We start from the raw sequence: 12,681 nt of genomic DNA on the forward strand, positions 1-12,681 counted from the left end.
AATGGCCTTATCTTATTCATTGTTTAAGTGCTTCGCTATTCTTGATAGCGAGGATAATCACTATAGCCAATGTCAGTGCCGCCATACATCGTGGTAGGATCTACTTCATTCAATGGCCAGTTATTGGCGATACGCTCAGGTAGATCTGGATTAGCGATAAAAGGACGACCAAACGCGAATAAATCACCGTAGCCTTTTTCTAAAATGTTTACGGCTTTTTGTACCGTGTATTTGCCAGCATAAATAATACGGCCTGAAAATTCTTCTCTGACTGCTTGATAGAAAGTGTCTGGTAAATCAGGCGCATTGTCCCAATCGGCTTCTGCAATGGACAAATAAGCAATGCCAGCTTGCTCAAGGACTTTAATCGCCTCAATATACGTATGATGAGGGTCTGACTCTACCAAGCCTAAATACACACGCGTCTCATCCGTACTCGCAAACAAAGGCGCAAAACGCACGCCCAAACGATCAGCACCCACCACTTCACTGACAGCAGCCACGATTTCTTTTAAGAAACGCAGACGATTGGTCAACGATCCACCGTATTGGTCATCACGGGTGTTGCTATGCTCAGAGATAAACTGATTGACCAAATAACCGTTAGCACAATGCAGCTCTACCCCATCAAAACCTGCCTCCAATGCATTGCGCGCAGCTGCCGCATACATACTTACCAGTTCACCAACCTCATCAGTACTAAGAGCTCGTGGCTCACTTGGATCATCCAATGCGCCTTCACCTGGACCTGTTTCAATAAATACTTTGACGTTATCAGCGATAATATCAGATGGCCCTACTGGCTGAGCACCTTGCGGCTGCAAGCTGGTGTGCGACACACGGCCTACATGCCAAAGCTGAGCAAAAATAATACCGCCTTTGTCATGTACTGCTTGCGTGACTTTTTTCCAGCCTTCCACTTGGGCTGGTGAATGAATACCTGGCGTCCAAGCATAACCTTGACCTCTTGGCTCAATCTGCGTACCTTCCGTCACCATAAAGCCTGCTGACGCACGCTGTGCATAATAACTGGCCATTAAGTCATTAGGAATATTGTCAGGTTGCGTGCTACGAGAGCGTGTCAACGGTGGCATTACGATACGGTTGTTGAGTGTATAAGGCCCAAGTGCTACAGAGGAAAATAATGTCTTTGTATCTGGAATAGTTTGTGTCATAAGTGTCTCTTTTAAAGCAGCTGATGGCTTATTATTAAAGGTATTCGGCCTGTTTTGATGCTTAATAGCTCATTTAGTGGCTACTTAAGCAATGTTAGTCAGCATAGCGTTTTGAGGGTACAATTAGAAACAACCGTTTCTTGTTTAAGATACAACTATTAATGGTATGCATTATGAATGGAATGAATCGGCTCGATATTAAGCAGCTTAGAGTATTGCAGGCGCTGCTTGATCTAAAAAACTTGTCACAAGTCGCACGCAAGATGGGGCTGACCCAACAAGCCATCAGTGAGCAGCTGCGTAAGTTACGCGAGGTGTTTGATGATCGCTTGTTTATTCGTCAAGGGAATAGCATGGTGGCAACGCCAAAGGCGCTATCGATGCAGCGACCTATTGACCAGATATTAAAGCAGTTGGAAGATTTGTTAGAGCCAGAGGTTTTTATGCCGCAAACCTACAAGGGCATCTTTACGATTAGTGCGACTGACTATGCGACGCAGGCATTATTACCGCAATTGTTTAATATTACGCGACGCGACGCACCAGACTTGAAGTTGATCGTACGTGATTTTGCCTCAGACAATATCAATCAGCTGATTGCAGCAGGCGAGCTTGATTTGTTGATTACCTTTCCTGAATTTATCCCTGATAACTTATCGTATGTGACTTTATTTGAAGAGCAACATTTATGCGTGACGGGTTGTGAAAATACTTTTGCAACAGAGCCATTAACGCTGGCGCAAGTGGCTGCACACGCGCAGCTAGTCGTGTCACCTTCACGTGCTAATTTACGTGGCTCTCATGATCAATGGTTTGCAGAAAAAGGTCTAAAACGAAACATTGTGATGTCGGTTCCTAGCTTTTCAGCCGTACCAGATATTTTGCACACGACTGACATGATTGCGTTTTATCCTTCGCGATTATTGCCGAGCAGTAAGGTCAAAGAGCTTAAGGTTGAAGCATTGCCGCCTACTTTTAAGGTCATCGCAGCATGGCATCCACGTACTGCTGACAGTGGCATACATCGTTGGTTAATCGAGCAATTACGAAATCTATAATAAGTAACTTAGCCATAGCCAACTTTGAAACGACATCGAAAGTTTTTAAATTTGAATTTGACGGAAATAATATAGTGGCAAAGTATGAATAATAAGCGACGTTATATCTTATTTTGATAGGTTGTTAATAACTGCTCTATACTCGATTCAGTTTAAAAAAGAGACAAGGCAACCGAGTTCAGATGTAATGTACTACTTCAAGCGAGGTTAACGCTGTCACTCTTTTATAGAGGATTGACTACATTAACCTAAAACATCCTTTGATTCTGAGATTCAAAGGATGTTTTATTTTTGACAATTACGCTGAAACACCGTGATCTATGCTTTTCAAAATACTTACCCAAACTGAAAAGCAGACAACTGCGTTTTTAGCACTTGCTGGGAGTAAATCTTGTGTCCTTTGTCACGTCCTGCTGCTCCTACTATCACCATAAGCGGCAGTAAATGCTCTTCTGCACCCAATACATGTGAATCAAGCGCGTGAGGAGCCTCTGACCAATTCGCAAGGGCTACAAGTCGCTCATCTGAATCTACCGATTCCACAGTATTAGTCAGCCATTCATCAAAACGTTCTGACGGTTCAGTAAAACTGGTATCGCCATAACCGCGCATATTATGAAAACTCATGCCGCTACCAATAATCAACACCCCTTCTTTACGCAATGATGCCAGAGCTCGACCTGCAGCCAGATGCGCCTTTGGGTCTAGATTGTTACGTAGTGATAGCTGCACCACTGGAATATCGGCCTCAGGATATATCAGCTTTAAGGGTATAAAAGTCCCGTGATCAAAGCCTCTCGTGGTATTTTTTTCATTAGTGATACCTGCGTCGGTAAACAATTGGCTAATCCGCTCAGCCAATACTGGCGCGCCACATGCAGGGTAAGTCAGTTGATAGGTATGATCAGGAAAACCATAATAATCATAAATGAGCTCAGGTTTCGTGCCAGCAGTAATACTAAATTCAGATGTCTGCCAATGCGCACTAACCATCAAAATAGCTTTGGGACGCTCAGGCAATCGATCAGAAATACTTTTTAAAAATGCAGCCATATTATTCCACGTATCAGCCGGTTGCCAATCCATGAAAAAGCATGGCCCCGCACCATGAGGGATAAAGAATACTGGCTGTGTGGCAGAAATCGATTCGTTGCCCATTCGCTTTTACTCCCTTATGCTTCACTTTAATGCTCAATAACCCAATAGTAGATACCAATGTTTAAGCTGAGAAATGGCTCTAGAAACTGCTGATAGCTATTAAATCTGCTCGACTTTTCCTGATAGCATTTTGTCGATACTGAAACTTCCGCCCCCTTGTATCATTAACGCGAGCGAAGCTACCATCAATGTCAACGCGTATTCGTAACCACCATTATCAGCAAACAAGCCATTGCCGATATGGACAGAAAAAATAGCCACCAACATGGTAAATGCTGCGGCTAAAGCGGCTGGTCTGGTTAGCAAACCCAATACCAGAGCAAGACCACCAAAGAATTCAGCGCCGCCTGCCAATATCGCCATTAAGTAACCAGGCTCCATACCCATACTGCTTAACCATTGAGCTGTACCTGCTAGCCCATTACCACCAAACCAACCAAATAATTTTTGGGCGCCATGGGCTGCCAAAATCAGGCCAACGGGTACACGTAAAACTAAGGCCGCCACTCCAGCTTTTGATGTCAAAATAGTATTTAATAGTGATGATTTCATTGATGCTTACTCCATAAGGTATGATTAAAATAAATAGTGTCGAAAATGATATAAGCACACTTTACTATCAACGCTATAAAAGAGTAAGCTCAGTTATATTGAATAATTATCAACATACTGTTTATAATGTATTTGATATCGAGAGAATTATAGGGACAGATATGGATAGAATCGATGCCATGCGTGCTTTTGTCGCGGTAGTGACAGAAGGTAGTTTTAGTAAAGCGGCAATTACGATGCAGCTCTCGCCGCAGCTAGCAAGCAAGTATGTGGCGAAGCTAGAGGAGGAGCTACATACTCGCCTGCTCAACCGCACTACACGCAAAGTCAGCCTAACTGAAGCTGGCAGTCAATACTTTACGCACGCACAGCAGATTTTATTGAGTATTGATGAGATGGCATCGCAGTTAGGCGGCTTACAGCAGCATCCCAAAGGCGTCCTGCGCATCAGTGCGCCCGTCTCCTTTGCCTTAAAGCATATGGCAAAACTCATCACTGATTTTCAGGATCGCTATCCGTCAGTTACCGTTGATCTGCAGTTGAGTGATCGAAAAGTAGATATCGTTGAAGAAGGGTTTGATATTGCCCTGCGTATCGGACAGCTCCAAAGCTCGTCGCTTATCGCTAAGCAGATTGCTCCGATTCGCGTGGTATTATGCGCTTCGCCCGAGTACCTCAAAGCTCATGGCACACCTAAGCAGCTTGAGGATTTAGAGTCGCATCGATATTTGCATTATAGCTATATGAATGTAGAAACTAAGGGTCAAATCTACAAATACCTAAAGACCAAACAATTCAAAGAACGTAGCGTTTTTCATAGTAATAATGGCGACGTACTCGTTGAAGCAGCTATTGCAGGCGGAGGATTGATATTACAGCCGACTTTTATTGCTAGCGAAGCATTAAGTACTGGCAAGTTGGTTGTAGTGTTGCCAGAATATGAACCTAGCCCTTTAGGGTTGTATGCCGTCTATGCCCATAGAAAATTACTACCTCACAAAGTCAGATGCTTTATCGACTTTATGACCAACTACTATGGCACGCCGCCGTATTGGGATGAGAATATAGCGCACGCACCAAACGACTAATTACTCATCATATAGAAGTCTGTTTCGTAGCATAACTGACATAATTAACGTAATTAACAAGTTTGGTTTTATACTCCGCCCGCGCCGCGACTGGATGCTTCACTATTTTCAACCAATATAGCCGCTGCCGTTTTTTTGAGTATCGCCCACTGTTCGTCATCAACATAGATACCTTCTTTCCATGCGCGCTGATGGGTTTCAAAGAGCTCGTCTGTCGATATTTTACGATCGAAATGCTGGATATCATGTTCGATATCGAAGTTTTGAGTCGCAATCTCAATAACCATGTCATTGGTATTGTAATTTGACTGTGCTTTGTCAAAAAAGTAAAGGTCAGGGTAGACAAACCCTTGATTCAATGTAAATAACGTGTGTTTGGGCACAGAGCCATTGTCCCATTTGGCCAAACAGGCATAGCCTTTGGCCGCCAGCCCTACCAGCTCGCTATAAGCCAGCCAGCGGTTATGACAATTCTGCAGATAAATATGAAAGTGTGCTGAATCAGCCATTTTTTCAAGCGCATAATCGATGATCGTCGGTAAGTGACAAGCTAAGCTACTACAGTGCAAATCTAAACGCATCGCCTTAGCATCTTGATGGACGATATCAATTGGCGTATCGCTCTCGGTTAAAATATACGGGCTGGCATTATTAAAGTGTCGGACGCCATCCAAGCCTGCCATCTGCAATTCAGCAACCATCGTAGCGATGACATCAGCCTCCCCAACTTCTCGATGCATCCCAGTAAAGGCTTTATACACCATTGCTACGATTTCATTATGCGATACGATCATGAGTCAAACCTCCCTGCTCTGTCGACAAATCGGGTAATAGAGGAAACAGCCATTCATCACCATGTACTTCTGCAAATAAAGGTGCGCCTTGGAACAAGGTGATTCGTACCCAGCGATCTGATCTCGGATCAAACTTAGTCGCACCAAACATCGACAATTTACACCGTAACAGATGCATAGGTAACGCGTCTTTATGTAAGACATTCATCTGAATATCACCCAACTGTTTATGCCCCATTGTCCAAACACGGCGCGCAATTGAGCGGTACTTTGGTTGGTTTAGAATAAACTCAGATATCAGTTGTTGAGCGTTGACTTGTTTAAGCGCGAGATACAGTTTGTTTGCTTGCCTTGCGATGTCTAGTGCAAGCTCACGATCTGCGCCTACCTCTTGCCCGCGCACACCTAGGCGTGGCTCTTCTTTATCCACCGAACGATACCAAAACCAATGGCTATTATCAGGCTGGCTAAAATCAATATTGATCGCCCACTGATAGTGTCGCTCCAGTACATCAATCAAATCTTGAATCACCTTGCCCTTCGGTAGTGACAAGCTTTCATCGGCATTTATTTTCTCTTGAAACGCATCAACACGCTCAGGATACAGCTCCATCAAGCAAGAAATGATGACCTCTTGGCTCTCAAGACTCAAATCATGATGCGCTTGCAAGAACTCTGCCCATGTCGCGTAATTATTAATACTTATCATCAGATTGTTTTGTAGTACCATTAATTCTGTGACGACCGTTTCATTGCGTTTTATTTGCTGCTCATTGATGGTGATAATCTCGCCAAAATGCTGAATAGCACGTTTGATTAAACTGGCAAAATGCGCCGTTTCTTTGGGTTCAATCTGACAGGTTAATGTCGCTTGCAGTGCTTCCTCACGGGTGGTTAGCCATTGATCAACCACACAAGGATGATTAATCAAATACGGCGCCATACCCAAACCAGTGGCATTACCAATCCCCAAATAACGCTTAATCTCTGGATTCAGTGCAACCGCTTTACTACCGCCCTTTTTCTGCGCCAAATAATCGACCCAGTCTAGGCTAAACTCACGCAGCAAATACACGGCACACATCTGCGCGCGAAACGATTGGTCAAAGTCTGCGCTATGGTCTAACGGTTTAAAATCATAAATACCAAATTTACCATTGCCATAGACCGCAGTGGTACGCAAGATATAACCCACTTGCGCTAACACATCTAAATCTGGTTGCTGACCGGCAGCGAGTGAGCTCACAATATGATCAAAGACTCGTACGCTCTTATTTGCGCGTGCCAGCACCATCAACATGTTAGAGTTGCGACCTGCTTCTTGCAACGGCACATTGGCTTGTAAATTATCCAGTAACTCTCCGCTTATCTCGCCAAACACCAGACCAAATGTCACATCCCATTTTTGGGCAATGACTCTATCGTTACGCTCTTCATCAGCCAGCTCGTTGCAGAACACCACCAGATGATATAGATGCTCTGGCGTATGTAGACGATAGATAACTTTGCCATAACCATTCTCATCTAAATCCCACAAATGAGTACTGAGCGTCCATTTTTCTTTATCAATCTTGCGTAGTAATGTACGCACAAAGCTAATACGGGTTTGATGCATCGCACCCAATCTTTGGGCATCCATAATCACATCACGAGTACGAAAACCTGTACCCAGTGAAGGCGGTTTGACATCGATATTTTTATTATTCACATTATTTGTATAAACCATATTCATAATTTCACTACCTTACCTAATATATCGAGCCAGCAGCTTCGTTAATACTCTTAATAATAATGTTTATCGGTAAATAAGAAATCAGTCGTGTAGATGAGGGCTGGTTGCTTATTTACCGTTTGGTGATCAATAACTTTAGTCCATTTTTTGCGCCATACTGTCTTTAGACATTTTTTCTGTAGATCCTTTATTTTCTGTAGACGCTTTAGCGAGTTCTTCTTCGCTTATTTTGTGTCTTACCTCTACCTTGTTAGGACGATACAAGTCTTGCTCTCGTGCCATTTTTTGTGCGATTTGTGGACCATTCCATAATGAAGGAAGCAGGACGAAAGAAACTGGCACTGCCGTAATAACGATAAAGGACTGCAATGCTGTCACGCCACCTGAGCCAAGCGAGATTAAAACAATCGCCGTCACACCCATCATGATGCCCCAAAAGGTACGAATCATAGCGTTTGGTTCACGCTCGCCACTGATGACCACGCTGATGGTATAAGTCATCGAATCGCCCGTGGTAACGATAAATACCGTGGTTAAAATTAAGAACAATATCGAGGTAATCAAAGGAAACGGCAGTTGCTGCGTGACGGCTAATAGCGCACCTGGCAAATTAAAACCCTCAAAGGCACTACTCACACTACCTGGATTGGCAATCTCAAAAGCCAGACCAGAGCCACCAACGACGGTGAACTAGAAGCAAGTCACGAGCGGCGCAATAATACAGACGGTGGTAATCAATTGGCGAATAGTACGGCCACGTGAAATACGAGCGATAAATATCGCCATCATCGGGCCATAACCCAAGAACCAACCCCAAAAGAATACCGTCCACCAGCTCAGCCAACCTTCATCACCGCGGAACGTCGCCATTGGAACGAAGTTGTCAATCATCGTACCCACACCTTGGATATAACCATTGACAATAAAATTGGTCGGTCCGAAGAGTAAGATAAAGACCATCAATGCAAACGCCAACATAACGTTAAAGCGGCTAAGTAGCTGCATACCGCGCGTCAGGCCACTGATCGCAGACAACGTATAGAGCGCGATAGCAAAGACAATGATAATGAGCTGGGTAGTGAAGGTATCAGGGATACCAAACAGGGTGTTCAGCGCATAACTGGTCTGCAAGCCTAAAAAACCAATGGGGCCGATAGTACCGGCAGCAACGGCAACGATACAGCAAGCATCGATGATTGCGCCTGTTTGACCCGTCAGCACACGCTCACCAAATACTGGATACAGTAACGTACGCGGCTTCAACGGCAAGCCCTTGTCATAATGCAGATGCATAATCACAATCGCGGTTAAACTACCTACAATCGCCCACGCCAAAAACCCCCAATGCATAAATGATTGGGATAATGCGTTAAAAGCGCGTTGCTGTAGATCGGCTGATTCACCGTATAAAGGAGGTGCTGAAACGAAATGCGCAATGGGCTCGGCGGCAGCCCAAAAAACCCCGCCCCCAGCCAATAGTGTGCAGAAAAGAATGGCCATCCATTTAAAACTGTCTATCTCAGGTACGGGTAAATTGCCTAAAATCACACGTCCTGTACGACCAGCACCGACGGCCAAAGCAATGACAAAAGTAGCTAGTAGCAATATCTGCCAAAAAGGCCCAAATATTTTGACGGACCACGAGAAGCCCACTTCGACTATTTTTGCTAAGCGTGCTTCTGCAAAAATCGCCATCAAAACAAAGGCTACAATGAATCCGCCACTGTACCAAAACGCAGGATTTTTAAGGCCTAACGTGTCGGTAGAAATAGCGGCGGCTTCGGACTCACTTATTCCTTGATTAATAGAAGTTGAGCGTCCTTGCTCACCTTGATTAAATCCCTTTAAATCGGCCATGATGTGGCTCCATATACTATGCTAACGTTGCGTTTTAGATCAGAGTGGTAGCAATGAGGGTGCGATAAAACAACCTCACTATACATACCTATCTAATTTAAAATTACCTACTTCAAATAGATATACGCTATAACACGACTGTCGTCTTATAGCGATTTCGAGCAACCATTGACTTAAATGACTCTTTAAACAGCTAATTAAGCCAAAGGCTTTAAGCCTTGCTCTAAAAAATCGAACCAGTTTTGACCGATGACTTTTCCAGCATCGCTTTCGTTAAAACCGTGCTTTAGCAGACCGTTATAGATGTTTTCCATACCGTCTTTGCCAGCGAACCATGGCAAGGTATCTGGCCAACCTGAATTATTGGCATTGCCTTCACCATAGTCCATCGCTTTTGACCAGCGACCATTACGCATCCACTCAAGTACAGCTTGTGGTTGATTAAGACATAAATCACTGCCAATCGCTAAATGCTCCACACCATACTTATCAGCGCAATTGGCAATCATGGTACAGAAGTCATCAAGCGTACAGTCACTACCATTTGGCAAATGAAACGGGTATAAACTAAACCCTAACAACCCGCCTGCTTGAGTCAATGCACTGATGACTGTATCCGATTTATTACGCAGTGCATCATGAGCCGTGGTTGGATTGGCATGGCTAATACATATCGGACGCGACGACACTTCTATCGCCTCAAGCGTTGAACGCTCAGCGCTGTGTGACATATCGATAATCATACCGACACGATTCATCTCAGCGATGGCTTGCTGACCAAACCGGGTGATACCGCTATCGTTCTGCTCATAACAACCCGTTGCCAGTAAGCTCTGGTTGTTGTAAGTCAGCTGCATAATCAATAGACCCAGACGACGCATCACGCTAATCAAACCAATTTCATCGTCGATTGGTGAGCAATTCTGCGCGCCAAAAAAGATGCCAACTTTACCCTGCTCTTTTGCCGTTTTAATATCAGCCACTGAGTACACGGGTAATATAAGATCTGAGTTTTTCTCAAAGCGTGCATGCCATTCGCTAAAGCGGGTCATGGTTTGTCGAGCGTCTTCGTGATAGACCAAGGTAGCGTGTACTGCATTGATACCACTGGCTTGTAGCATCTTAAAGTAGTCACGATCCCAATGGCTATACTGTAATCCATCAATGACGATATGGTCTTGGTACATATCAATTCCTTTTAATACTTTTATCGATAGCCACTATCTTTAGCAAGTAAGTACCTTTTGGTACAGCACGTTCAGATAGCGACGAGTATTCTTGTTAAGACATCCCTAGTACGCTTTTTGATAAGCGGTCTTGACGATGGTATAGAACTCTTTGGCATATTGACCTTGCTCACGCGGGCCAAAGCTTGACTGTTTACGGCCACCAAATGGCACGTGATAGTCAGTACCTGCAGTCGCTAGATTGACCATGACGCAGCCTGCTTGTACTTGCTCTTTGAACATCGCACTGCTGCGCAAGCTCTGGGTGATGATGCCGCCCGTCAGACCAAAGCGCGTATCATTGGTCATCGCAATCGCTTCTTCTAGGTTTTTGACACGTAAGACACACGCCAGCGGTGCAAACACTTCTTCTTGGTTGATATCCCAGCTGTTATCCGTCTCAGTAAATAATGTCGGCGACATATAGTAGCCGTCATGTGGCATCTCTAAACGCTCACCGCCAAACGCTAAATGAGCACCAGACTGCTTGGCTTTTTCAATCCAGTCCATGTTTGATGCCAGCTGCTTGTCATCGACGACAGGCCCCATAAATATGCCGTCTTCAAGCGCATGACCAACCTTCAAGGTTTTCATTTTGGCAATCACACCCTCTACAAACGCATCATGAATACCGTCCATAACGATAAGACGTGAAGAAGCCGTACATTTCTGACCCGAACCACCAAACGCACCAGCCACTGCTGCATCGATAGCGACTTGCAAATCGGCATCATCAGCGATAACCAAGGCATTTTTGCTGCCCATCTCAAGCTGACAACGGATAAAGTTTGGTGCAGTCGCAGCAGCGACTTTGCGACCTGTTGGTACAGAACCTGTAAAGCTTACGGCATCAATATCTGTAGAATTGATGAGCGCATCACCGACTGACGAGCCGCCACCCAATAGTAAGTTAAATGTGCCTTCTGGCATACCTTGACGATGAATGATTTCAGCCAACGCGACCGCGCTGGCCGGTGTTAAATTGGCAGGCTTCCAAATGACCGTGTTACCAAACGCTAATGCCGGCGCAATCTTCCACACAGCAGTGGCAGTTGGAAAGTTCCAAGGTGAGATAATCGCGACCACACCGACTGCTTCGCGGGTAACTTCGACCTTGACACCAGGACGCACTGAATCAGCATTATCACCAATTTGACGCAGTACCTCAGCGGCATAGTAATGGAAGAACTGACCTGCGCGATAAATTTCACCACGACCTTCCGCGAACGGCTTGCCCTCTTCAAGTGACAACAGCGTACCTAGCTCATCACAGCGAGCAATCATTTCATCGCCAATTGCTTGTAGGATAGACTGCTTTTTTTCTAAAGGAGTCGCTTCCCACTTTGGCTGGGCTTGACGCGCCGCCGCGATGGCATCTTTGACTTGATCGCCACTGGCTTGGGCGAACTCGCCGATAGTTTCAGTGATATCAGATGGGTTAATATTGGCAACGGTATTTACGCCTGCCTGCCATTCACCATTGATGTAAAGTGATTTGGTTGGGTCTTGCTGCAATATCTGTTGGGCGGTGTGAGCTGACATAAGAGCTTCCTTGATAAAGTATTAAAAGATGGAATATTAAAATTAGATTTAAGGCACAGCGGCATATACGACCAGCTCAACCAGCATCTCTTCACGAGCCAGTCCAGCTATTACCAGTGCTGCCCGATTTGGATAAGGTGCTTCAAAATATTCAGCATAAATTTGATTGACGGTTTTTAGATAGTCGCGGTCGGTTACGTAGATCATTACTTGTAGTACAGCATCCATGCCAACATTGGCACATTCTAGCGTGTGCTTAAGATTGTCTAGCGTTTGACGAGTTTGCGCTTCAATACCGCCTGCAACCACATCACCATTTTCATCGATAGGAATTTGAGCGGTGTATAAGGTTCCATTATTAGTGATGGCCCACTCCAACGGTGCTTTGGACGCATAAAGCGAGGTTTTAACGGCCTGTTTGTTTGAGTGAGTCATCATATTGTCATGTCCTTTGATAAGTGGTTTCAGCAGTAAGTGATTTGAAATTTATTTAATCACT

General features: G+C 44.6%; 10 protein-coding genes and 1 pseudogene. 2 read left to right on the forward strand and 9 right to left on the reverse strand.

Annotated features, from left to right (window positions below; translation table 11 throughout):
• Positions 1 to 35: 35 nt before the first annotated feature.
• The gene (locus V6252_RS04205; protein ID WP_341609438.1) at positions 36 to 1,163 is read right to left on the reverse strand and encodes an alkene reductase; all 1,128 of its coding nucleotides are present in this window, start codon (positions 1,161 to 1,163) and stop codon (positions 36 to 38) included.
• A gap of 185 nt (positions 1,164 to 1,348) precedes the next feature.
• Here V6252_RS04205 and V6252_RS04210 point away from each other — a divergent pair, with 185 nt between their 5' ends.
• A complete protein-coding gene (locus V6252_RS04210) occupies positions 1,349 to 2,233 on the forward strand; it encodes a LysR family transcriptional regulator (RefSeq protein WP_341609399.1) in 885 nt (294 codons plus the stop codon).
• 336 nt (positions 2,234 to 2,569) lie between these two features.
• Here the strand turns inward: V6252_RS04210 and V6252_RS04215 are convergent, their stop codons facing one another.
• Together V6252_RS04215 and V6252_RS04220 are read right to left on the reverse strand one after the other, a co-directional pair.
• Positions 2,570 to 3,391: a class III extradiol ring-cleavage dioxygenase gene (locus V6252_RS04215; protein ID WP_341609400.1), complete on the reverse strand. Its 822-nt coding sequence runs from the start codon at positions 3,389 to 3,391 to the stop codon at positions 2,570 to 2,572.
• Positions 3,392 to 3,490: 99 nt separating this feature from the next.
• On the reverse strand, positions 3,491 to 3,943 hold the full coding sequence (locus tag V6252_RS04220; RefSeq protein ID WP_341609401.1) for a DoxX family protein: 453 nt from the start codon (positions 3,941 to 3,943) through the stop codon (positions 3,491 to 3,493).
• A gap of 161 nt (positions 3,944 to 4,104) precedes the next feature.
• On the opposite strand from V6252_RS04220, the gene V6252_RS04225 reads away from it, so the two are divergent.
• On the forward strand, positions 4,105 to 5,031 hold the full coding sequence (locus tag V6252_RS04225) for a LysR family transcriptional regulator (RefSeq protein WP_341609402.1): 927 nt from the start codon (positions 4,105 to 4,107) through the stop codon (positions 5,029 to 5,031).
• A gap of 68 nt (positions 5,032 to 5,099) precedes the next feature.
• Here the strand turns inward: V6252_RS04225 and V6252_RS04230 are convergent, their stop codons facing one another.
• The 6 genes and pseudogenes from V6252_RS04230 to V6252_RS04255 form a co-directional block, all read right to left on the reverse strand.
• Positions 5,100 to 5,825, reverse strand: coding sequence for a DUF3726 domain-containing protein (locus V6252_RS04230; protein ID WP_341609403.1), 726 nt, complete (start codon positions 5,823 to 5,825; stop codon positions 5,100 to 5,102).
• On the reverse strand, positions 5,809 to 7,557 hold the full coding sequence (locus tag V6252_RS04235; protein ID WP_341609404.1) for a hypothetical protein: 1,749 nt from the start codon (positions 7,555 to 7,557) through the stop codon (positions 5,809 to 5,811). The genes V6252_RS04230 and V6252_RS04235 overlap by 17 nt, the downstream gene beginning before the upstream one ends.
• 135 nt (positions 7,558 to 7,692) lie before the next feature.
• Positions 7,693 to 9,414 (reverse strand): annotated as a pseudogene (locus V6252_RS04240) (BCCT family transporter).
• A gap of 197 nt (positions 9,415 to 9,611) precedes the next feature.
• Positions 9,612 to 10,601, reverse strand: coding sequence for a membrane dipeptidase (locus V6252_RS04245; protein WP_341609405.1), 990 nt, complete (start codon positions 10,599 to 10,601; stop codon positions 9,612 to 9,614).
• 105 nt (positions 10,602 to 10,706) lie between these two features.
• On the reverse strand, positions 10,707 to 12,182 hold the full coding sequence (locus tag V6252_RS04250; protein WP_341609406.1) for an aldehyde dehydrogenase family protein: 1,476 nt from the start codon (positions 12,180 to 12,182) through the stop codon (positions 10,707 to 10,709).
• A gap of 48 nt (positions 12,183 to 12,230) precedes the next feature.
• The gene (locus V6252_RS04255; RefSeq protein WP_341609407.1) at positions 12,231 to 12,620 is read right to left on the reverse strand and encodes a RidA family protein; all 390 of its coding nucleotides are present in this window, start codon (positions 12,618 to 12,620) and stop codon (positions 12,231 to 12,233) included.
• Between the last annotated feature and the right edge of the window lie 61 nt (positions 12,621 to 12,681).

Source organism: Psychrobacter proteolyticus (assembly GCF_038155145.1).
GTDB lineage: Bacteria > Pseudomonadota > Gammaproteobacteria > Pseudomonadales > Moraxellaceae > Psychrobacter > Psychrobacter proteolyticus_B.